This is a genomic window from Gemmatimonadaceae bacterium (assembly GCA_036496605.1).
GTDB lineage: Bacteria > Gemmatimonadota > Gemmatimonadetes > Gemmatimonadales > Gemmatimonadaceae > AG2.
Window position 1 is genome coordinate 78,889 of record DASXKV010000006.1, and the last position, 22,135, is coordinate 101,023.

Genomic DNA, 22,135 nt, shown 5'->3' on the forward strand with positions numbered 1-22,135 from the left:
TTGAATCCGGGAATTGTTAGGCAGAGTGGTGTAAGCACTCCGACATGCTCAGTAGCTCAGGCGAATCGTGAGGGCATAGGTGAGGAGCTGCGGCAGCTCCGCCTGGTCGACTTGCGCCGGGTTGCCGGCGACGAACTGGCTCTCGGGATCATAACCCGTATAGTTGGTCCACATGCCGAGATTGCGAACCGACGCAGTCAGCGTCGCGTTACGAGCGCCAGCGCGCGCAGCAATGTTCATCGGGACATCATACGACAGCGACAGCTCGCGGAACTTTATGTACGAGGCGTCGTTGATCGTGAAGTTACGCAGCGGGCCGCCGCTGAAGAACTGCGCGAGCAGCTTCGGATCGGTGTTCTGCGGCTGGACGTACTGCAGGCACGTGTCGAAGATCTGGCAGCGTATGCGAATGTTATTGTCGAGGCGCTTGTAGCCGCTCGCCGCATCGAGCATCGCTGACAGTCGGAAATTCTTGAAGATCGTGAGGGTGTTGGACCAGGAGCCCTCGAACGTCGGCGTTGTATGGCCCTGATAGACCTTCGGCGCGATGAGCTGACCGGTGGGACTGTAGCAATTCGTCGCACCGCCGTGCCCGTTGTCGCACATGATGCTCGCCTGCGGCACACTTACAGTGTTCGTCGCGGCGTCGTATGTGCCCGTCGCGCCCACCACCCTGTATGAGAACCAATCGAACGGCGAGTGGCCGACGCGGTGCGCGTAATTGCCGAAATCGATGACGGTGTCTCTTCCGTTGAGGCGAATGATCTTCGCATTCTGCGTGGACATGTTGACATTCATGTCCCAGGCGAAGTTCCGCCGTTGCATGACCGACGCCTTGAACAGCGCCTCGACGCCATGCTTCACGATCTCGCCGGCGTTGAAGTACTGATTATTGAGGCCGAAGCCCGTGCCCGGAGCGACACCGCGCGAGAGAATTGCGTCGCGCGAATCGTCGTGGAAGTAGGTGAAGTCGATTCCGAAGCGATCATGGAACATCGACGTCTCGAAACCGACCTCGGTGCCGAGCACGCGCTCCGGCTTGAGATCCGGATTGCCGAGCGTCGACGGGGTCAGGATGCTCCTCCCGAGTGGACCCGCCGCGGGCGCGAGCGTCCGGAGTGCCGTATTCAGCAGCGGCTGTTGACCCGAGCCTCCGTACGCGCCACGTAGCCGCAGGCTATTGAGCCACGAAGGCAGATGCTGCTGGATGGCCGGCTCATCGCTCGCGACATAGGAGACGCTGACTTTCGGATACGTGACCCAGTGCACCTGGCTGCCGAAGGAGCTGTTGTTATCCACGCGCACGGCGCCGGTGAGGTACAGGCGATCGTTGTACGCGAACTCCTCCTGGCCATAGTAGCCAAGGGTGTTGTTCTCGGTGAAGTTCTCGACCGACGGCACGGGCGTACCCGCAGAGCTCAGCGTTTGGAGGCCCGGTGCCGGGAAGTAGTCGCCTTCAGCCGAGAGCGAGTCGTTGTGTTGCGTGTAGTACTGGACGCCGAACGAGGTCTTTGAGTTCAGATACGACCGCAACTTGAGATTCGCGCTGCCGACGTAGTCGTAGGTGTTGAACGTCGCCTGATGGTTCAGCCGATAGCGATAGCCCTGCGCGGAAGCACCCCAGAAATTGGCGAGCGTGTCATTCGTGAGATAGGGCACGTACTCGACATTCCCTTCCTGCGTCACGTCGGTACCGATCGCCAAGCGGTTCGTGAACCAAGAGAACGGGTTGTAGTTGATCGTCGCGCTGGCGGTGATGCGGTTGAGATCCTGCCAATCGTGCTGCACCTCGTCGGCGGCAGGCGGTGCACCATTGAAGCCTTGCACCCACGTACACGGGGTGTCTCCCGGGTCGCAGAATTGCGGCAGATTCGCCGGGTTCGAGTACTCCGAGTCCCACATCAATCCGCCGCAGCCTGCCTCGCAAGTGATCGTCGTATGACCGTTGACGTAGCCGAAGTTAGTCTGGAGGTTGACCTTGTCGTTAGGCGTGATCGACAGGTTCGTGCGGAAGCTCTGCTTCCGTTGCTCGTTTCCAGGATCGACGCCCTGATTATCGGTGAACGCGCCGGCTGCGAAATACGTGAACGGACCCGTGCCGCCGCTGACGTTCGCGTCATAATTCCGAAGACCGCCACGGCGGAAGATCGGCGCCCCAAGCGAGTCCTGGCGCCGCACGGTGTTGAGTCCGAGCAGCGGTCCGGTGCCGTTCGCGTCACACGTCGGCGTTCCGCCACCCGCGGGCGTGTCGACGTGGCACCAGTTCGTGGCGATTCGGCCGGCTGCGTTCTGAAACACGTTCTGGCCACCGGTGACGGTGAAGTTGTACGTCGTGCCGCCGGTGGTGCCCTTTTTCGTGATGATGTTGATGACTCCGCGCGCCGCTTCGGTTCCGTAGAGCGTCGCCGCGGCGGGACCCTTCAAGACCTCGATGCTCTCGATCTGATCGGGATCAAAGTCATTAAGGCGGGAGATGACACCGGAGCTGAAGGCCTGAATGGAAATACCAGTGCTCGTCTGGTTGTCGACGCGCACGCCGTCGACATAGATCAGCGGGTCGGCTGAGAGCGAGAAGCTGCCGATGCCGCGGATGCGCACCTTCGCGCCGGCGCCCACCATGCCGGTGCCCGGCAACACCATGACACCCGCAGCACGGCCATTCAGCAGCGCGTCCACTGAGGGGACCGCTTGCTTGGCCACGACGTCAGCGACGTCCACCTTCGAGACCGACGCGCCAAGCGCGCGCTTTTGCTCTCCGCCCGCGGTGCCGGTGACGATGACCTGATCGAGCTCCAGCGCCCGCTCCGACATCGCGAATTGCAGGTTTGTCGTGCCGACGCTGACCGTCTGCGTGATGGCGCGATAGCCGATCATGCGAGCATTCACGACAACCTGCGATCCCGTGACCCCAGTGATGCGGAATCGACCGGAGGCGTCGGTGACAGCGCCCTTCCCGGCCTGGTCCAGTACCGCGACCTGCACGCCGGGGAGTGGGCGGGCACCGGATTGAGTGATGACCGTGCCGGCGATAACCCCCTCCTGCGCCCGCGCGCTGCGCGGGACGGCGAGGAGCGCCACCGCGATGGCGACGGCAGCGGCACGCGCGGCGAGCGCGCGCGCACCGAGCCTCAGGCCTGGGCCCGAGCGAGTGAGACCTGCGAATGACATGTTGTGTGCCTCTGCTTGGGAATGAGACTGGTTAGGCAGGTAGGCGTGGATGCGGCTTCGCCTTCAGAAACGGCCGAAGATCCGCGCAATGTGGAGACTGCAAGAGTGAACTGCAGCCGCGCGCGCCGCAAGGTGGAAAAGTTGCTGGGGCGGTGGGCCCATAAGAATGTTCAGACAAATGCAGATAAGCAGTAACTCCGGTATACCGGCCTGGCGTCACAGTTGGGAACAGCGAAGGGCGCCACTGCGGACAGCAGCCTGGCTTTACATCATGAGGCGTCGCACCGGCTGCGCTTCTCTTCCGCTTCACAGCGGCAACGCGCCGTCTTGGCTCGTCTCGCGTTCGACTAGCAGCACGGTGGATCGCTAGACGAACCCAAGTGTCAGGCTGCCGGCAGTTGGGTGATCAGCAGCGGCTCTCCGTCGCGAATCACGACTGTGTGCTCGTAATGCGCCGCGAGGCAGCGGTTATGCGTGCGGAGCGTCCAGCCATCCGGCTCTTCCACGACGCGCGCGGGGCGGGCACAGATAATCGGCTCGATGGCGAGCACCATGCCTTCGGTCAACGTCCCACGCGTCATCAGGCTGTCATAGTTAGGCACCGATGGCGATTCGTGGATCGAACGGCCGACGCCGTGGCCGCACATCTCGCGCACCACGGCGAAATCGTGGCGCTTCACCTCGTCCTCCACGACGCGCCCGATCTCACGAATCGGATTTCCCGCGCGCGCCACGGTCATCGCCCGCGCGAACGCGCGCTGCGCACACTTCCGGAGCTTGCGCGCTTCCGCCGTCACGGGGGGAATCGTGACCGTGATCGCCGCATCGGCAACGAAGCCGTCGAGCTCCGCGGTGACGTCGATCTTGACGACGTCGCCCGGCGCGAGCACACGCGGCCCCGGCACGCCGTGAACGATCTGCTCGTTGACGCTGATGCAGCTGAAGCCGGGGAAGTCGTAGCTGAGCTGCGGCGCCGAGCGGGCGTCATGCCGGCGCAGAAAGGCAGCACCAATGGCGTCGAGCTGCGCGGTCGAGAGGCCAGGTCGCGTCGCGTGCTCCATCTCGCGCAGCGCCCGCGCCACGAGGGCGCCAACGCGCTCGAGGCCGGCCAGATCAGACTTCGAGGAAACGGTCACGCGACGAGGGCTAGGGAATAGGGGCTACGGGCTAGCGCTCAAATACGGTCTGTGTCTCACACCTAACGAGCGGCGTTTGCGCAGCGCGAACCGCCAACGAAAGAACGATGCGACGACGATCACGAGCAGACTGAGCTCGATCGCGACCTTCTCCGCGTCGAGATAATCGATCGGATTGTCCTTCAGCGACGGATCCGACCAGATGCCATGAACGAAGAATAGCGCGGCCGTGAGGTACGTGCCGTAGTGGATGATCCGCCACCGGTCGTGTCCGATGGCCGCGCGATAGTACGACGTCACGACGACGACGATCAGCACGTACAACGCCGCGGCACCAAGGGTGTTGATGACCTGCTGCTTCGGTCCAACCATCGGATACAGCACGTCGACGAAGCGGAACTTGGCCTCGGTCGACGCGAGCAACAGCACGACATGCAGCACCGACAGCGTCAGTGCGGTGTAGCCGGTCCAGTTATGAATCTTGAAATAATTGATTCGCTTGTGTGGCCACCGTTTCCATGGGTTGTACTTCACACCCATGAGGAGACCGAGGAGGATGTTGCACGAGATGACGATGACGGCGACGATGCCGACGTCGCTCGATAATTCGAGGGCAGACATTCTGGAAAATCTAAGAGCGCAGCCGCTGAAGGGCGCAGTCGCGCCTCACTCGCGTTGTTTATTCAGTCCGCAGCGCCTCTATCGGATCCACTCTCGTCGCCCGAAGCGCCGGCACGTACGACGCCACCAGCGCGACCACGGCGAGCAGAAGCGCCATGACAACGTAGACGAACGGGTCGAGTGCGCTCACGCCGAACATCAGTGAGACGAACAGGCGCGTCGACAGAGCGGCGACGATGGCGCCCGCGATCAGACCGACGCCCACGAGGCGCGCCCCATGGCTGAGTACGAGACGGAAGACGTCGTCCGTCTGCGCACCGAGCGCGAGACGCACGCCGAACTCCCGCGTGCGCTGCGCCACAACGAATGACACGACGCCATACAGTCCAACCGCCGCGAGGAGCGCGCCGATCACACCGAACAGCATGAAGATGAACGTGCCGATCCGCCATGGCGCGAGCTGTGGCTCGATCATCGCCGTCATCGGACGCACGGTCGCGAAGGCGACGCGCGCGTCGAGCGACTGCAGTTCCCGGCGCAACGTGCCGGCCACGGGCGCAGGCTCCTCGGTCGTGCGCACGTACATCATCGTCAGCGGCGGCATCTCCGGGCCGCGCTGTGCGATCGGCCGGTACATGAACGGATCGGGATCGCGTGTCACGTCGCCATAATGAGCGTCCGCGACCACTCCGACGATTTGCGAGCAGCTGCCACCGCGAGCACCGGGCCCGTCGTTGATACACGCCGAGAGTGGATTCACGCCGTGCAGATAGCGCCGCACGAAGGTTTGATTCACGATGGCGACGGGTGCGCCCGACTCGCGATCGTCGGCGTTGAAGGCGCGGCCTTGAACGATGGGGATGCCCGCGGTCGCGAAGAAGTCGGGATCGACGAAATCCGCCGATGTCGGCCGCGGACGGCCGTCCGGCGACGGAGCGCTCGGGATGTCGACGCCGAAGGTAATGTTCATCTCGAAAGGCATCGCCGCGCCTAACGCGGCGCTGCGCACCCCGGGCAGCGTCTTGACGCGCGCCAGCGCTCGGTTCCAATAGTCGATCGCCTGCTCGCGGGTGAAACGGGCGCCGCGGACGTCGGCGCTGGCGAGCAGGAGCCGGTCGGCGGCGAAGCCGGTGTCGACAGCCTTCACATTGCGCAGGCTGCGCACGAAGAGACCGGCGGCGACGAGGAGCGCGAGCGACGCGCCGAGCTGCACGACAACGAGCGCGTCGCGCCCGATGGACCGTCCGGCCCGCGCTCGGCTCGCCACGCCGAGCACCGAATAGAGTTGCTGGCGAGTCGCTCGCCAGGCCGGAGCGAGACCGAACGCCAGCGTCGTGACCGCGGCAACGGCGGCGGTGAAGAGCAGCGCGCGGTCGTCCACCACGGAGGGCATCGGCGGCAACGGCAACATCGCGGGGAGGAGCGCCGCGCCCGCGATCGCGACCCCAACCGCCGCCGCACCGCCTAACGCAGCGAGGAGGAGACTTTCGGTGAGAAGCTGCCGGGCGAGCCGCTCCCGTGTCGCGCCTAACGACAACCGGACCGCAATCTCATGAGAACGATTCGCGGCGCGGACGAGGAGTAGATTCGCAACGTTCGCGCAGGCAATGAGCAGGACCGTCCCGGTGATCGCGAGGAACCAGAGCGAGACGGGCATCGAGCGACGTCCGGCGCCGCGTCCGGGCCGCGCCGCATTCCCGGCCCCCGCGACCTTCGTCAGGCTGACACGACGCGGCGGAGGCGGAGCCGCCGCCCCGCCGCGACCGCCACCCGGTCCGCCAATCTGCACGCGCACCTCGCTCCCCGACGGCATGCCGCCTCCGGGCCCGAGTCCGGTCGGCGGGAGATCGGCGCCCTCGTCGCGCGCGGCGAGGAGCGCTGCCTGCACCGACGCCTGCGCCTGCTCACGTATCGCGTTAGGCGCCAGACGGCCGATCACGCTCAACCACGACGCGAAGCGCGACCGGACCATGCGGTCGTCATACCCGAGATCGGTGGCGGTACCGAGTGGCACCCAGAGCGACGGCGCGCCCGCGTCGATGCCGGTGAAGCTCTTCGGCGCGACGCCGATGATCGTGAACGAGTGGCCGTTGAGCACGATCGATTGACCAATGACGCGCGGGTCGCCCGAATACGCGCGCTGGAAATATTCCCAGCCGAGCATCGCGACCGGAATCGCAGCGCTCTCGCGATCGTCGTCGACGGTGATCGTGCGACCGACGGCCGCGCGCGTGCCGAGCGTGGCGAAGTAATCGCCCGACGCGAGCATGACTGGCTCGCTCCGGGCTTGATCACCACGTCCCACTTCGATGCTCGTGCGCGCGAATGCGGCCGCGTGGGCGAATCCCTTCGCGCGATCGCGAACGTTGACGAAGTCGGGATATGACAGGACGCCCGTCATTGTTGGCGGTCCGTTCGGCAACTGCAGCTCGAGCTCGACGCGCATCAGGTGTGATGCGTCCACCACGCCCGCGGGCGGACGGAAGAGAATCGCGTCGACGATGCCGAACATCACCGTGTTGGCGCCGATGCCGATCGCCAGCGTGAGGACGGCGACGAGTGTGAAACCTGGTGATGTGCGCAGCTTGCGCAGGCCGTACTGGAGATCTTGCAGGAAGGCTGACATTGGTGGGGGAGGGACTTTCAATTCGTCACTAGTCTACCCCTCTAGGTTGCTTGCCGCCTCCGATAGTTTCGCGGTCGCACACGCCATTATGTCGCAAACGCTTTAGGACGCGTATGTTGGTGCGCCGCCGGACACCATCCCGCGAGGCCATCGATGGGCAAGCTGATCGTACTCATGATCACGGCGTTCGTCGACATGGTCGGCTTCGCCATGGTCCTCCCGCTCCTGCCTTTTTATGCGGCGAGCATGGGTGCGACGGGCTTCGTCGTGGGGCTTCTCATCTCCACGTTCTCGGTCGCCCAGCTCGTGAGCGCGCCGACCTGGGGGCGGATCTCGGATACGTTCGGCCGCCGTCCGGCCGTGATTTCGGGTTTACTCATTTCGGCCGCCGCGTACGTGGTGTTCGGTCTTGCCGGCACGATCTGGGTGCTCTTGGTCTCGCGAGTCGTGCAGGGCGTAGGCGGGGGGACGGTCGGCGTCCTCCAGGCGTACGTCGCCGACGCGAGTCATCCCGACGATCGCGCCAAAGGCCTTGGTTGGCTCTCGGCGGCGACGAGCGGGGGCGCCGTCGTCGGGCCGGTACTCGGATCGCTCTTCGTGGATTGGTGGGGACACCGCGGGCCTGGATTCGGCGCCGCGGGATTTTGTATCCTCAGCTCGCTCTTTGCGTGGAAATACCTGCGCGAATCGGCGGGGATGCGAACGACGACGGAGCATGCGCTACCCGTCAGGTCGTTAGGCGCGGAAGGTAGCGTGCTCGGACGGGTCATCGTGCATCCCGGCGACCCGGCGCCGCGACTGATCTGGATCTACGCCATCGCGATCGGTGGATTCTATGGTACCGCCCCGCTCCTGTCTCTGCTCTTCGCCGATCGGCTGAATGTCACCGAACGGAACGTGGGCCTGTTCATCACGTACTTCGGCGCAATGGGAGTGCTCGTTCGCGCGGGCGTGCTCGGGTTCGCGGTGAAGAAGCTGGGTGAGGCGCGCCTGGCACGGCTGGGGATCGTTCTGCTCGCAGCAGGCCTCGGCGTCATCGCCGTCGCACATTCGTACCTAACGACATTCATCGCCATCACGCTCATGCCGCTGGGCACGGCGTTTCTCTTCCCGTGCATAACGGCGCTGCTGTCGCGCGTCGTGCCGAGCAGGGAGCGGGGGCTGCACATGGGTGTGCAGCAGACCTATGGCGGCGTGTCGCGCGTCATTTTCCCGATGCTCACTGGATTTATGATGGACCGATTCGGCACCGGATCGCCGTACGCCCTGGCCGCCGTGCTGGTCGCTGCGACGCTGCTGATTACCGCCCCGCTGGAGGACTACATGGGCTCGCGCAAGCCCGCGAGCCCGCAGCCGGAACTCGAGATGGAGACCTGACCCTCTCAGTCCTCCGCGCCGAAAGTGATATCGGTGTCGATCGGCTTGCCGTGACGCCACACGCCTTCGCCGGCGCGCGGCGGCATCACGACCTCGAATCGCACCTCGAGCGGCTGTGGCTCGTCGGCAAATGTGGGCCGGAGATTCTCGAGCACGCTCGTGTAGGCATCGACATGATTCTCCGCCGTCACGAGCCCGACATGGATGGGATGAGCGAAGCGCTGCATCTCGAGCGCCCCGGGCACCTTCTCGGCCACATAATAGATGTAAGTCTGCATTTGGTCGTGTGATGGGATGTCGTAACGTGGACTGACGCTCGGACCGCGAAAAGGCAACAGTCGTCACCGATTGCCGCGCACCAGGCCGAAAATCCCGCTCGCCCCTTCAGCCTCTCTCGGGGCAATCGCGAACAGTAGCATGCTCGGACTCGAGCTCCCTAACGGACGGTCCGATCATGCGCCTTTGTTTTCTCGCACTGCTCCTGGCGTCGCCTGCAACTCTCACAGCCCAGCTCCCCGCGACGTTCGAGAATCTTCAATATTTCCCGAAAGACATTCCGCGTGACACGCTCATCCAGATCATGCGCGGGTTCTCCTTCGCTCTCGGCGTACGCTGTCAGTACTGCCACGCGGGCGGCGACGGCATCTCCTTCGAGGGAGTCGAGTTCAAGTCAGACGAGAAGGTGGCGAAGCGCAAAGCGCGGTACATGCTGCACATGGCCGACACGATCAACAATCAGTTGCTCGCGGGCCTTCCGAATCGGAGCACGCCACCGGTGCGCGTCGCGTGCGTGACCTGTCATCGCGGACTCTCGAAGCCGGCGACGCTCGCGTCGACGCTGACGGCAACTATCGAGTCGACGGGGACCGACTCCGCGGTCGCGCAGTATCGCCGGCTTCGCCAGAACACGATGACGCAGGGAACGTTTGACTTCGGCGAATGGTCGATGAACGAGCTCGCGCGAACGCTGGGCGAACGCGGAAAGACGATGGAGGCGATCGCGATGCTCGAGCTGAACCAGGAATTCTATCCGCAAGCAGCCGAGATCGATTTCATGATCGCGGAGTTGCACCTGCAGCGCGGCGAAAAGGACAAGGCGATCAGTCGCTATCGCGCGGTGTTGGAGAAGCAGCCTAACAATGCGCGCGCGAAGCAGAGACTAATCGAGCTTGGGGCGACCTGAGGTTGGTGGTGGTGGATTGTTGATTGGTGTTGGTGAGTGGTGATTGGTTGTTGGTAGTTAGTGGAAAACGAACGACCAATCACCAATTACCAACAACCCGATCACCAATTACCAACGACCACGATTCACCAGTTCGCTACCTTCGGGAAACGTTCCCGATTGACGACTTCTCGCTCCAGTCTCATCTTGGCGACGCGTTCGGGAGATCGGTCAATACCCGGACGTGACGGTCTTCGGTGGGACGCCATCCGAGGACAGCTCGCCGGTAGTTCGGCATCGTCGAGATGGTTGTGAGGTCGCTGGCCACAACTGATAGCTCTCCGTACAAGGGCACCTGAGTCGAGACCGTACGACAAGGGAAAGGGAAGTCGATCAGGCCACGCACGAAGTGGCGCCGAGTCAATCGATCGAATCCTGCCAGCGGATGAAGCCCCGCGATTATCGGCGTGCCGATGTCGCGGGGTTTCGCATGTATAGAGGGCGTAGGGGCTAGGGGAATAGGGGCTAGGGTGCGTAGGTTTGCGGCCCATGCCCGACAAATTGCCTAACAACCGAGCGCTCATCCTTGCCAATCCTCGGGCGCGCCTGGCCGGCGCCGCCGAGTGGCGTGAGATCGCGATCGCCGAACTGGCGTGTCGTTACGCGACCGAGCTGGTCGAGCCGCGGGATGCGCGAGAGACGACAGTGCTCGCGCGCAAGGCGGCCGACGAGGGAATCGCCGTGGTGGTCGCGGCTGGCGGCGACGGAACAATCAATGCCGTCGCCCAAGGCCTCGCCGGCACGCAGACCGCGTTAGGCATCCTGCCGCTCGGCAGCGCCAACGATCTGGCGCGCGAGTACGGCGTTCCGCGATCGATCGCGCACGCGGCACGGCGCATCGCCGAGGGCGAAGCCCGCCACATCGACGTCATCGCGATCGGCGACCGCGTGTTCTGCAGCGTCGGTGGATTGGCGCTGGTAGCGCGGGCGGCGCTGGCAGTGACGCGCTTCAAGCAGCGATCGCAGTCGGCGCGGCGGATGGCGGACTGGCTCGGCGGACACGTCTATCGGCTCTCGGCGACCACGGCACTCCTTTCACCCTGGTCGCTCGACGACCACCTGCGCATCGCCTATCGCGACCCCGAGAGCGGCGAGCCGCACTTGTTCGAGACGCGTGCATCGGCGCTGTTCGTCACGAATCACAGCACGTTAGGCGGCGGCCTCGTGCTGCCGGTGAAGGCCGATCCCGCGGACGGCGTGCTCGAGATTTGTTACGTGCCGGCGCGGGCGAGACATTCGTTGATGCTCAACTTCGCGCGGTTGAGCGCAGGATCGCCGATTCCACCGGGCGTGCTGGAATCGATTCGCGCGACGGAAGCGACGATCGAGACGGGTCGTGAGGACGCGTTCGTGGCCGATGGCGAGCTCCTCGCGCAGGGAAGGATATTCGAGGTCCGGGTGTTGCCGCGCGCGCTGTCCATCGTCGCCTAACTACCGCCTGACAGCTCGCGCACCCAGATATTCCTGAACCGCACCAGGTCCCCGTGATCTTGGAGAATCAGCGGCAACAGATCGGGATGCTTCGCATACGGCGGGCGTTGCTTGTGCGCGGTGGGGCCGGTGAGCACGGCATTGTCCTGAATCAAAATGCCGTTGAAGAGAATCGTCATCCGCGCCGGACTCGTTAGGTTGCCGTTGGCGGCGAAGCGGGGACGGTGGAATACGATGTCGTACGTCTGCCACTCGCCTGGCGGACGGCTCGCGTTCACGAGCGGCGGATATTGCCCGTAGATCGCCCCGACGGCACCATCGGCGTAGGTCGGATTCTGATACGAATCGAGTACCTGGACTTCGTAAATCCCCATGAGAAAAACGCCACTGTTGCCGCGCTCCTGGCCTTCACCGTGAGCAGGCACGGGCTCCATGAATTCGACGTGGAGCTGAACGTCGCCGAAGCCGCGCGTGGTCGCGATGTTCCCGGCGCCTGCGACGACTTCCATGTAGCCGTCCGCGACCTTCCAGCGCGCAGGGTGACCGCTCGAGTCGGCTGACTGCCAGCCGTCGAGCGAGCGCCCATCGAAGAGCACGACCGCGTCGGACGGTGGCTTCCGCAGCCCGGGATACGGTCCGGGATCGACGACGGTCGGTTGCGGACGCGTCATCGAATGAATGGGATATTCGGTCGGCGACTGCGCCGCCGCTGGTAACGACTCGATCGTTGCCATGACGAATGCGATGGCGAAGGTGATGGGGCGAGGCATCGTAATCTCTATTCTCGCTGGGGCCCAGTTGTCGCGCTACTCCACGTCGCGACGCTTGACCTCGGGATCGACGACGAGCGTCGGCGCCTCCTCCGCGTCCACGCCCGGCGTTGGCACCTTCGCCCCCGTCCGTCCCTCGTCGTCACGCTTCTCGAGCTCGATCTCGTGCAATGAGTCTTCACTAATCCAACCGTGCGCCGCCGAGTGGCGCGCAGCGGCGAGTGTGTCGTCGGCGAGGAGAAGCGTCGACCCGGCCGCGCTCACCTCTTCGGCGAGCGCCCGAATCGACGTCGAACGCTCGGGATGCGGTGAGACATTGCGGATATAAATGGCGAGGATCCGGCCCGGGAATTCGCTCACGAGCGTTCGGTAAATCTCGGGATCCTCCTGCCCGCTGTCGCCGACGAGTACGAATGGCAGCGCGGGATATGTCCCGAGAATTTCACGGATCTGCGCCAGTTTGTACTCGCGCGTGCGGAGCATGTCGCGGGCGATGTCCCAATCACGCAGCAGCATTGGCCCCACCGGAATCTGCTGCGCGTCGAGAAAGTCCGTGATCACGTCGTGCAGATTCCACGGGCTGCTCGAGACGTAAAAAATCGGATTCATCGGTGCGCTCGCCGTGCCGCGCGCCAACGCGCGATAGAATGCCGCGACGCCAGGGAATGGCAGCCGCGTGCGCGCGTTCTCGAGCAGCATCAAGCGAGCAGCCCGAACGAAGCTGGTGATCTCCGACTGGAGCACGGTGTCGTCCATGTCGCTGATGACGCCCAACTGCGCGCGCGACGACGGCACGAGCACCTTTGCGGGAACGTGGGCCGCCGCGGCAACGGGCGTCTCCGGTCCAGCAACGACGTCGAGGTGTACGGTGTGCCACTCGCCGGCGCGGAGATTTTCGTCCGTCTCCACCCAACGACGGAGAAATCCCTCGTCGTCGGCGACGAGGTGCGTCTCGCAACCACCGATGCGGGCCTGAACCTTCGCGAACGGCAGTGGACCGGAATCGATGCGCTGCAACATCGCCAGCAGATTCCTCCACCGCGCGTGCGACGCCTCGGCGCTCGCGATGCGCGTGTGCTCGAGGACGCGGCCGAGGACGAGCGCGCGCTCGGTCGTCGCGTAGCCTCGGTAGCCGACGACGTGGTAGGCCCCCGTCTTGCCGAGTGCGCGATCGTAGGCGCGCTTCGCGTCTCCCGCGAGCTCCGCGACGAGCGCGCTCAAGTCACGCCAGCTCGGCATCGATTATAAGATGCTCAACGCACGGCACCCAGGCCGCCGCTGTCGCGATGCGGCATACCGGTGACCACGCAACCGGCGTAGCCGAGGACGCGGTCACCGGTCTTGAGCCGCGAAGGCGTCGGCCTCCAGCCGCGCGCGAGGCGGCGATCGAGCAGCTCGCGAGCCGACGGCTCGTGATTCCACACGGCGACCGCCGTGATCGCACCAACTCACGTTGCGTCGAACACGAGGACGAGCCACTCCGTCCACGGCACGATTACGTCGTGCGTGTACTCGTCCTGCGTGACGATCTCGGTCGCTATGCGTGGCGGATCCTGCGCGCGCAGCCACTCGAGCACGGGGCCAAGGGTGCGCAGATCACGCAGGGCGAGCTTAAAGCGCGCCAGATCGCGACGGGAGATGTCGCCGACTGCTTCGACGCCGACGTGTCGGATCATCACACTGCCTAACGAAGGAAGCGCGCTGCGAGCTGGGCGAGGCGATCATCCCCCTCCCGCACGGCGCGTTCGAGAATCCTGCGCACGTGGCTATGCAGCCGCCGCTCGCCCCAGTAATATCCGGTTGCTTCCTCGGCGCTCTGGGTTTCGCCTTCGCGCGCGGCCTCGAGAAGAGTTTCCGCCGCGGCCCCGTCATAGCCGGGATCGTCGCGCGACGGAAGCGCGTAACGACGCTTCGGGCCGCCAGCGCCGGCGTCCTCGTTCACGAAGGCACGACTCATATCCCAGTATTAGCTCGTTTTCGTGAGAGTGCAACGGCGGTGGTTGGTGGGTGGTAGTTGGTCATTGGTAGACAAGGAATGTCCCGCGAGCGTAGCTCGCGGGACTCCGAATTCACCAATCACCAATCACCAACCACCAATCCCACCAACTACGAACCACCAACGATGGCGCTCACAATCGAGCTCCAACGCGGCGGCGGCAGTGCGTCCGTCCGACCCGTGAAGTAGCGCCTTGCGGCCTCGTCGGGCGTGAGCAGCTCGACACTGTTGAAACCAACCGCGCGCAGCTTCTCGGATAATTGGTCCGGATCGAAATACGTTCGCCACGGCTCTCCGACCGACGCCGCCATCTCCGCAAGGCGCGCCGTGACGTCATCGACAGCGCCGTCAGAGCTCACCCGGGCGAAGGTGAACACGATCTCGCTTCCGGGCGCGTAGCTCGCGACGTCGCCGAGCACCGACATGACCGCGTTCTCCGTGAGATACATCGTGACGCCGAGCCACGAGAAGAAAGTCGGTTGCTGCACATCCACGTCATAACGAGTGAGCCCATCACGCAGCGACTCGGACTCGAAGTCGATGGCGCCGAAGGCGACGTTGTCGGGAACGAAGACCTGGGCGAGCGAGAGACGTTCGCGCTTCTCGCGCTGCATCGGTGCGCGGTCGATCTCGACGATGCGAAGGTTGCGCGCCCACGCCGGCTGTCGGTAAGCGAAGGTATCGAGGCCGGCGCCGAGGATGACGTACTGCGTCACGCCACGGGCGATCGCTTGCGCCAGGCGGTCCTCCGCGTACCGGCTGCGCATCACGACGTGGGCGCGGAGCGCGAGCGCGCCGGGCGTCTGATAGCGCTCGCGGTCCTCGCGGATCGTGTCCAGCGTCTCGATCCCCAAGAGGCGAAGGATGACCGGGTCGTCGAGGACGCGAGGCTCGGCGTCGACGAGCTGATGCGCCGCGCGGAGTGCCGCGACGCCGATGGCTGTACGACTGGACTTGCGCATCGGAGATTCGATGTGTCGAACAGGTATGAAACGGGGACGGCGCCGCTACCTGCGGGCTGAGCTTCGCCGTAATTTCGTCCGTCCCTGCCGGTGACTTCCAGTGGACACAGACTCTTTCGCCGAACAGCTCCAGGACGCCCTCGCCTCCGCCTACACGATCCAGCGTGAGTTGACCGGTGGGGGGATGAGTCGCGTGTTCGTCGCTACCGAGCGCGCGCTGGGTAGAGCCGTCGTCGTCAAAGTCCTGAAGCCGGAGCTGGGCGCAGGCGTGAATCGCGAGCGCTTTCGTCGGGAGATCATGCTCGCGGCTCAACTCCAGCACCCACACATCGTTCCCGTGCTGAGCGCAGGTGAGCACGGGGATCTGCTGTGGTACACGATGCCCTTCGTCGAAGGCGTCTCGCTCCGCGATTCGCTCATCCACGTGGGCAAGTTCTCGGCGCGTACCGTCACGCGCGTCCTGCATGACGTGCTGGACGCGTTGGCATATGCGCACCGGCGGGGCGTGATCCATCGCGACATCAAGCCTGGGAATATCCTTCACCACGGATCGCATTCACTGGTGACGGATTTCGGCGTCGCGAAGGCGTTGTCGGCATCGATGCCCCACTCGGGGACGACCTCGGTCGGGATCGCGATCGGCACACCGGCGTACATGGCGCCGGAGCAGCTCGCGGCTGATCCGAGCGCAGATCACCGCATGGACCTGTATGCGGTGGGATTGCTGGCCTACGAGCTGTTGACCGGTGTGCAGCCGTTCAGCGAGCGCTCACCCCAGGCGACGATGGCGGCGCAGCTCACGCGGATGCCGACGCCGCTCGAGGAGGCGTGTCCCGGCGTGCCACCCGTGCTGGCGTCACTCGTTATGCGGCTGCTCGCGAAGCATCCCGACGACCGCCCGGCGACGGCCGCGGCAGCGCTCGCGGACTTGGAGGCGTTCGCGACGCCAGTCTCGACGGGCTCGTCGACGGCGGATCCACCGGTTGCCCAGGCGAGCGGCGCAACGAACGTCAGGTCGGCCGCGCCGCGATCGAGACATCTCGCGATTATCGTCGCGGGCGCAGCAGCGCTCGTCGTCGTTGCAACGGCGGTGGTATTGGCTCGCGGTGCGCGCGGCTCCGCGTCGCTGGCGCCGAATAAGCCGCCTGCGGATTCGGCGGCAGCAAATCACGCGAACGTCTCCGTACCCACTTCCGCGTTGACGCACGACGACTCGTTGCGGATTGCCGAGGCAGTGCGAGCGCTGATGGCGAAGGCGCGGCTCAATGCGGCGCCGCCTAACGCCGCTGGCCTCGACTCGCTGCGGCGGACGCTCGTCCGCGCGTACACGGACTCCGCAATTCGCGAGGCTGGTCAGGGGAAGGGGCAAGCAGGCAGCCAGACAGCGCCTGCCCCGCCAGCGGCAACCCAGGCGCCGCATTTCGCGGGAGGAACGCGGACCAGTTCCCGCGTGACGCCAAAGCCCTCACCGGTGCCGAAGCCCATCTTTGCGCGTCCGCGCCGCGTCGCGATTCTGCCCGTGCGCGACGTGACGCAGCGGCCCGCGGTCGCTCCCACGGCGCGGGCGCTCGAGGATTCGCTGCGGAAGGCGCTCGTCGCCCAGGGCTACACGCCGGCCACGGACGCGGAGCTGGTGCGCTTGATGGCGCAGAACGATCTCGGTGCGCAGCGGCGGATCGCGGACAGCCTCGGCATCGGCGCGATCGCGATGAGCATTCTCTCAATGCGGGCGGACGAGATTGTCGCGCAGTCGATCGTGGTCGACGTGTGGCGCAATTATCCGATGTCGGACCGCGCCGCGACGGACCTCGATAAGCCGCAGGACGCGCTCGGAATCGTGCGTGACGTGTCGCGCGCGCTGGAGCGCGTGAGCTGGCGGTCGCGCGCGGATCCGAAGCGGGTGCTCGTGTTCGACCTCGAGAACCAGACGGGAAGTGATTCGATTGGCGTCCTGGCGCGGCAGCTCTCGGATTCGTTACGCGCAGTGGTCGCGAAGCGGCTTGGCGCCGAGGTGGTGACCGACTCGGGGGCGCGGGCGACGCGGGATATCATGGAACGGCGTGCGGCGGGCGCGCGGTTAGGCGTCGGCGTCCTCGTGGCGGGCGGATTGTATCGCGCTCGAGGTGATTCGGTGTCGGTGCGGCTCTCGACGCGCGATATGTCTGAAGATAAAACGTTCCCGACTTTGGAAGCGCGGTTCGCCCGAGCAGATCTGCTTGCGGGACTCCAGCCGCTCGTCGATCGGCTCCTGCAAGATTTGAATCAGGTAAACTGGGGGCCGAAGCAGGTCTCTCGATAGTTGAACGGCGGTGGCTCGAAACCGTTATCCGGATCCTCTCATGAAGATCGTTCATGTCATGTTCGCTGTTGCGGCTCTATCGGCCAACACGGCCCTTTCGCAGCAGCAGCAATCGTCTGCCTTCAGCGTTGGTAGCGCGACGGCGCAGCGCGGTACGACTGCGACGGGAGTGATCGCCGTGCCCGCGGGCTCCGACTCGGCGCTCGACATTCCCGTCGCCGTGATTCATGGCGCCCGACCGGGACCGGTCGTCGCGTTCGTTGCCGGGAGCCACGGTACCGAGTACAGCTCGATCGTCGCGATGCAGCGACTGATTCCGCGCATTGATGCAGCGAAGCTCGCCGGCACGGTAATTGTGGTGCCGATCATCAACATCGCGTCGTGGACGCAGATGACACCGCACGTGAATCCCATCGATCGCAAAGGGATGAACAGCTCGTATCCGGGCGACGCGAGCGGGACGCAGACGCAACGCGCGTTGGCGTTGATGACGAGCCAGGTCGTCGCGCCGGCGGATGTCGTCGTCGACCTGCATGGCGGTGATCTCGACGAGAACCTCCGCCCGTACAGCTACTGGTTCCGCGGGGGCAAGACGGCGCAGGACTCGGCCGGTCTCAAGCTCATCATGGCATTCGGACTCGATCACGTGATCGTCACCGACGTGGATCCGTCGGCGCCTAACGCGGGGCGGTCGTTATCCGGGCAAGCGCTGGTGCGGGGCAAGACGGTGCTCGTCGCCGAAGCCGGACGAAGCGGCGTCGTCGCGCCGGGTGACATTAGCGCCCTCGTTGAGGGTTCGCTCAACGTGCTCGCGGCGCTGAAGATGATCGATCGCCGCTACACGCCCGTCAGGCGGCCGGTGTGGCTGGATGGCGCCGGCGCCCGCCTCGCGGCGGAGAGCGCGGGCGTGTTCATCGCCTCGGTGGATCGCGACACGCGGGTGAAGAAGGGCCAGCTGCTGGGCTACACGACCGATTTTCTCGGCCGGAAGACAGGTGAGGTGCGCTCACCGATCGACGGCCTGGTGACGTTCATTCGAGGCGTGCCATCGATGTGGGCGCACGCCACTCTCGTAAACATTCTCCCGGTGCTCGAGCGCCCTGCCCCGTGGAAAGCTCCTACGCCTCGCTGATTTGTTTTGTCATCCTGAGCGAAGCGAAGGATCTAGCGTCCTTGGTCTAGGGGTTTTTGCGAGACGTTCTATCAATCGGCGCTGGACGTGCAACTCTCAAGGCCGGCTTCGTCTTGAGGATTGTCAGGGCTTCCTGCACCGCGCGCTCGAGCTGCGGATCGTGCCCCTTGATGACATCAGCGGGCGTGTATTCGACGTCGACGTCCGGCGGGACACCCTCGTTCTCGATCGCCCACTTCCCCTGCAGATCATAGAATGCTAAACCCGGCGCGGTGATGCCGCCGCCGTCGATCGTTTGCGGAACGCCTAACGTGCCAACGAGCCCGCCCCAGGTGCGCGTGCCGATGAGCGGGCCGATCTGCCGCTGGTGGAACATGTACGGCAGCGCGTCACCGCCCGAGCCGGCCGATTCGTTGATCAGCATCACCTTCGGACCGTAGATGCCGGCAATCGGCGTCGTGGATACCTTGCCCTCGCGCGTCGCGAAATAGCCCATCGGTTTGCGCTCGAGCTCATTGACGATATAGTCCGCGACCATGCCGCCGTGGTTGTAGCGCTCGTCGATCACCGCCCCTTCCTTCTCCTGCTGCGCATAGAAGTAACGCGTGAACGACGTGTACCCGCCGCCTGCGGTGTTCGGTAGCCATACGTAGGCCAGCCGTCCACCGGAGAGCTGATCGACCTTGCGGCGATTCGCCTCGACCCAGGCACGCGTGCGCAGGCCTTCCTCGCTCGCCACCGGCACGACCGTCACGACGCGCGAGTCGTCACCCGTCGGCGACTTCCCGACGCGAATCTCGGTTTGATGGCCTGCCGTTCCTAGGAACACGCTGTAGAGGTTCGTCGGCGGCGTGAGCGGACGCCCATTCACCTCGAGGATGTAATCGCCCTCGGCCACGCGAATGCCCGGCGCGCTGAGGGGCGCGCGCAGATCCGGATTCCAGTTCTCGCCGCTGTAAATGTGCGTGATGCGATACCGCCCGTTCTCGATCGCGAAGTCGGCGCCTAACAAGCCCACCGACTCCGGCTGTTCCTCGGGCTCATCGCCGGGACCGCTCAGGTACGAGTGGCCAACGGTGAGCTCGCCGCCGGTGAGCGCGATGATGTAGCCAAGGTCCGAGCGATGGCCGACGAACGGCAGAAATGGAGCGTACTTGTCGTACACTGCCTGCCAGTTCGCGCCATGCATCTTCGCGTCGTAGAAGTAATCGCGCTGGGTGCGCCACGTTTCCTTGAAGATCTCCGGCCACTCGGCTCGCGGATCGACCAGCATCTCGAGCTGGCCGACGTTGATTGCGCCCTCGCCAACTTTCGCGGGCTTATCGGCGGCGACGATACCCCAGCGGCTTTCCGGCGCACCGCGCGCCGCTTGATAGAGCAGCTTCTTTCGGTCGCCGGAGAGCGTGTAGGAGCGAATGCCTTCGAGGATTGGCGTCGCCGAGCGCTCCTTGATCTGGTAGCGCTCCAATCGCGCCGCGCCGCCAGCGTTAGGCATGGCGTCCATGTAAAGGAAACTGCCGGCCGTGGCCGCGCTCAGATCACTGTAGTCACCGGCGGGGACACCGATCGGGAGAATCCGTTGCGCGATGCCGTCGAGATCGATGCGAACCTGTGACGCGGTCGTGTCGGCGCGCGGCTTGGACGCGAGCGCGACGACGGCTGCCGCCGCGGCGATGGGCTCGTCGCCCGCCTCGGGGAGTAGCGGTGATGGCTCGCTCGCCGAGAGCACCGCGAGATAGATCGAGCGTCTTGCCGGCCGATCGAGCGAGCTCATTTCCAGCCAGCTCGTTCGTGGACCGTAGTCGGTGCTGGCGAGGAAGTAGAGGTACTTCCCGCCGGCGTCGAACGCCGGCGACACGACATCCGACATGCCGTCGGTGATCTGATGCGGCTTCCCTTCCTCGAGCGAGTAGAGGAACACTGCTCGCATGTGGCTGTCGATATTTCGTGAATACGCAACCCAGCGCGAATCGGGCGACCACGCCATATCGATATCGCGCGTCGGGTCGAAGTACGTATCGCTGTCGATCTTCGTCGCACGGCCGCTCGCGACGTCGAGCGTCCACAGCGTCAGGTGATTGTCCTCGAGGAGGAGGTGCTTGCCGTCGGGCGACCAGGTTGGCGACGAGTAGTAGCCGTTCCCCGGCAGCGTCACGACGCGCGGCTTCGCGAGGCCCAGCTGATCGCCGATCATGAGCTGATACTCACCACTCGCGTCGGACAGCCAGGCGACCTGCGATCCATCAGGTGACCACACCGGACTGTGCTCGTGCGCACCGGTCGTTCGGGTGAGATTTCGGTAATCGCCTTGCGTCGCGGGAACCGTAAAGACGTCGCCGCGTGCCTCGAAGGCGGCGCGAACTCCCGTCGGCGATAGCGACGCGCTCCGAATCATGCTCGCGACGTGCTTCATCTGCGGCCGCGCCCAGGGCAGGTCGCCTTTGACGTCGATCTCGAGCTTTCGCGATTGACCGGTCTTCACGTCGAACAGGTGGACGTAGCCCGCCTGCTCATAGACGATCGCATCGGGGCCGGCCGACGCGTTTTGAATGTCGTAATCGTCGTGGTGCGTGAGCTGCTCGGTCTTTTTGCTATCGAGGTTGTACGCAAACAGGTTCGCGGTGTAGTTGCGATCGGAGACGAAGTAGACGGTGTTGCCGATCCACATCGGATCGCTGTCGTTGCTATTCGCGCGCGGGAGCTTCTCGACCGAGTAGTCGGCGAGACTGATGATCCAGATCGGATGCGTGCGGCCGCCGCGATAGTGCCGCCATTCGCTCGCCTCGTACCATTCGGGGATGAACTGCGTCCCGATCTCCTCGTACGCGAAGCGCTTGCCGTCTGGCGAATAGGTGCCCGAGTAGGCGCGCGGCATCGGTAGCACCTCGGGAAGTCCGCCATCGATCGAGATGCTCCACAGCCGGTAATACGATTGCTGCGGCGCGCTCGTCCGCTCGGAGGCGAAGAGCACGTGCTTGCTGTCGGCCGTCCAGCCGCGCGCACGATCGACGCCGGGATGATACGTTAGGCGCTTCGGGTCGCCACCGGCGGCAGGGATGACATAGACGTCGGTGTTGCCGCCGCTCGTGCCGCTGTAGGCGATGAGCGATCCGTCGGGCGAGAACTGCGGATCGGTCTCCACGCCGGGCGTGGCGGTGAGACGACGCGCCGAGCCGCCGTTACGGCCCACCACCCAGAGGTCGCCGGCGTACTCGAAGGCGACGAGGTCTTTGCTGACGGCGGGGTGACGAAGGAGGCGAGTGCCTTGAGCGCTCAGAGGCGCCGCCGTCGCAAGGACGGCAGCGATAGCAAGCAATAATCGGGCGGACATGGTCTACGATGAAAAGGCTGAAACGTGATTGAGTAGTCGATCAGTCCAGAAGCAGTGCGCCACG

17 protein-coding genes are annotated in these 22,135 nt (G+C 64.8%); 5 read left to right on the top strand and 12 right to left on the bottom strand.

What is annotated here, in order from left to right; all coding sequences use genetic code 11:
* Positions 1 to 48 precede the first annotated feature (48 nt).
* From VGH98_03610 to VGH98_03625, 4 genes are all read right to left on the bottom strand, one after another.
* Positions 49 to 3,168, bottom strand: coding sequence for a SusC/RagA family TonB-linked outer membrane protein (locus VGH98_03610; GenBank protein HEY2375041.1), 3,120 nt, complete (start codon positions 3,166 to 3,168; stop codon positions 49 to 51).
* Between the two features lie 383 nt (positions 3,169 to 3,551).
* Positions 3,552 to 4,304 carry a type I methionyl aminopeptidase gene (gene map, locus VGH98_03615; protein ID HEY2375042.1) on the bottom strand — a complete coding sequence of 251 codons (753 nt, stop codon included), beginning with the start codon at positions 4,302 to 4,304 and terminating at the stop codon, positions 3,552 to 3,554.
* Between the two features lie 24 nt (positions 4,305 to 4,328).
* Complete coding sequence (locus VGH98_03620) at positions 4,329 to 4,925, bottom strand: ferric reductase-like transmembrane domain-containing protein (protein ID HEY2375043.1); 597 nt, start codon at positions 4,923 to 4,925, stop codon at positions 4,329 to 4,331.
* 58 nt (positions 4,926 to 4,983) lie between these two features.
* Positions 4,984 to 7,551, bottom strand: a complete 2,568-nt coding sequence (locus tag VGH98_03625; GenBank protein ID HEY2375044.1) for an ABC transporter permease — start codon at positions 7,549 to 7,551, stop codon at positions 4,984 to 4,986.
* Positions 7,552 to 7,704: 153 nt separating this feature from the next.
* Here VGH98_03625 and VGH98_03630 point away from each other — a divergent pair, with 153 nt between their 5' ends.
* Positions 7,705 to 8,928 carry an MFS transporter gene (locus tag VGH98_03630; protein HEY2375045.1) on the top strand — a complete coding sequence of 408 codons (1,224 nt, stop codon included), beginning with the start codon at positions 7,705 to 7,707 and terminating at the stop codon, positions 8,926 to 8,928.
* 5 nt (positions 8,929 to 8,933) lie between these two features.
* On the opposite strand, the gene VGH98_03635 is transcribed toward VGH98_03630, so the two are convergent.
* Complete coding sequence (locus VGH98_03635) at positions 8,934 to 9,206, bottom strand: hypothetical protein (GenBank protein HEY2375046.1); 273 nt, start codon at positions 9,204 to 9,206, stop codon at positions 8,934 to 8,936.
* Positions 9,207 to 9,382: 176 nt separating this feature from the next.
* Between VGH98_03635 and VGH98_03640 the strand changes: the two genes are divergently transcribed.
* The gene (locus VGH98_03640; protein HEY2375047.1) at positions 9,383 to 10,111 is read left to right on the top strand and encodes a c-type cytochrome; all 729 of its coding nucleotides are present in this window, start codon (positions 9,383 to 9,385) and stop codon (positions 10,109 to 10,111) included.
* Positions 10,112 to 10,639: 528 nt separating this feature from the next.
* A complete protein-coding gene (locus tag VGH98_03645) occupies positions 10,640 to 11,581 on the top strand; it encodes a diacylglycerol kinase family protein (GenBank protein HEY2375048.1) in 942 nt (313 codons plus the stop codon).
* Here the strand turns inward: VGH98_03645 and VGH98_03650 are convergent.
* The 6 genes from VGH98_03650 to VGH98_03675 form a co-directional block, all read right to left on the bottom strand.
* A complete protein-coding gene (locus VGH98_03650) occupies positions 11,578 to 12,351 on the bottom strand; it encodes a DUF1080 domain-containing protein (protein ID HEY2375049.1) in 774 nt (257 codons plus the stop codon). The two genes, VGH98_03645 and VGH98_03650, sit on opposite strands and share 4 nt — an antisense overlap.
* Before the next feature lie 36 nt (positions 12,352 to 12,387).
* The gene (locus tag VGH98_03655) at positions 12,388 to 13,590 is read right to left on the bottom strand and encodes a phosphatase domain-containing protein (protein ID HEY2375050.1); all 1,203 of its coding nucleotides are present in this window, start codon (positions 13,588 to 13,590) and stop codon (positions 12,388 to 12,390) included.
* Between the two features lie 14 nt (positions 13,591 to 13,604).
* Positions 13,605 to 13,775 (bottom strand): hypothetical protein, encoded by a 171-nt coding sequence (locus VGH98_03660; GenBank protein HEY2375051.1) that lies wholly within the window; start codon positions 13,773 to 13,775, stop codon positions 13,605 to 13,607.
* 24 nt (positions 13,776 to 13,799) lie between these two features.
* On the bottom strand, positions 13,800 to 14,027 hold the full coding sequence (locus VGH98_03665; GenBank protein HEY2375052.1) for a hypothetical protein: 228 nt from the start codon (positions 14,025 to 14,027) through the stop codon (positions 13,800 to 13,802).
* 8 nt (positions 14,028 to 14,035) lie between these two features.
* A complete protein-coding gene (locus VGH98_03670; protein HEY2375053.1) occupies positions 14,036 to 14,308 on the bottom strand; it encodes a hypothetical protein in 273 nt (90 codons plus the stop codon).
* Positions 14,309 to 14,457: 149 nt separating this feature from the next.
* Positions 14,458 to 15,309, bottom strand: coding sequence for a class I SAM-dependent methyltransferase (locus VGH98_03675; protein ID HEY2375054.1), 852 nt, complete (start codon positions 15,307 to 15,309; stop codon positions 14,458 to 14,460).
* Positions 15,310 to 15,409: 100 nt separating this feature from the next.
* On the opposite strand from VGH98_03675, the gene VGH98_03680 reads away from it, so the two are divergent.
* A complete protein-coding gene (locus VGH98_03680; GenBank protein ID HEY2375055.1) occupies positions 15,410 to 17,608 on the top strand; it encodes a serine/threonine-protein kinase in 2,199 nt (732 codons plus the stop codon).
* Between the two features lie 40 nt (positions 17,609 to 17,648).
* Entirely contained in the window at positions 17,649 to 18,740 is a 1,092-nt protein-coding gene (locus VGH98_03685; GenBank protein ID HEY2375056.1) for a succinylglutamate desuccinylase/aspartoacylase family protein, read from the top strand.
* 46 nt (positions 18,741 to 18,786) lie between these two features.
* Here the strand turns inward: VGH98_03685 and VGH98_03690 are convergent, their stop codons facing one another.
* Positions 18,787 to 22,071, bottom strand: coding sequence for a PDZ domain-containing protein (locus tag VGH98_03690; protein HEY2375057.1), 3,285 nt, complete (start codon positions 22,069 to 22,071; stop codon positions 18,787 to 18,789).
* Positions 22,072 to 22,135 lie beyond the last annotated feature (64 nt).

Bases quoted from the DNA above. Each gene is read 5' to 3' on its own strand.
- VGH98_03610 (HEY2375041.1), bottom strand. From the start codon at position 3,168: ATGTCATTCGCAGGTCTCACTCGCTCGGGCCCAGGCCTGAGGCTCGGT.
- VGH98_03620 (HEY2375043.1), bottom strand. From the start codon at position 4,925: ATGTCTGCCCTCGAATTATCGAGCGACGTCGGCATCGTCGCCGTCATC.
- VGH98_03625 (HEY2375044.1), bottom strand. From the start codon at position 7,551: ATGTCAGCCTTCCTGCAAGATCTCCAGTACGGCCTGCGCAAGCTGCGC.
- VGH98_03630 (HEY2375045.1), top strand. From the start codon at position 7,705: ATGGGCAAGCTGATCGTACTCATGATCACGGCGTTCGTCGACATGGTC.
- VGH98_03635 (HEY2375046.1), bottom strand. From the start codon at position 9,206: ATGCAGACTTACATCTATTATGTGGCCGAGAAGGTGCCCGGGGCGCTC.
- VGH98_03640 (HEY2375047.1), top strand. From the start codon at position 9,383: ATGCGCCTTTGTTTTCTCGCACTGCTCCTGGCGTCGCCTGCAACTCTC.
- VGH98_03645 (HEY2375048.1), top strand. From the start codon at position 10,640: ATGCCCGACAAATTGCCTAACAACCGAGCGCTCATCCTTGCCAATCCT.
- VGH98_03650 (HEY2375049.1), bottom strand. From the start codon at position 12,351: ATGCCTCGCCCCATCACCTTCGCCATCGCATTCGTCATGGCAACGATC.
- VGH98_03655 (HEY2375050.1), bottom strand. From the start codon at position 13,590: ATGCCGAGCTGGCGTGACTTGAGCGCGCTCGTCGCGGAGCTCGCGGGA.
- VGH98_03665 (HEY2375052.1), bottom strand. From the start codon at position 14,027: ATGATCCGACACGTCGGCGTCGAAGCAGTCGGCGACATCTCCCGTCGC.
- VGH98_03670 (HEY2375053.1), bottom strand. From the start codon at position 14,308: ATGAGTCGTGCCTTCGTGAACGAGGACGCCGGCGCTGGCGGCCCGAAG.
- VGH98_03675 (HEY2375054.1), bottom strand. From the start codon at position 15,309: ATGCGCAAGTCCAGTCGTACAGCCATCGGCGTCGCGGCACTCCGCGCG.
- VGH98_03685 (HEY2375056.1), top strand. From the start codon at position 17,649: ATGAAGATCGTTCATGTCATGTTCGCTGTTGCGGCTCTATCGGCCAAC.
- VGH98_03690 (HEY2375057.1), bottom strand. From the start codon at position 22,071: ATGTCCGCCCGATTATTGCTTGCTATCGCTGCCGTCCTTGCGACGGCG.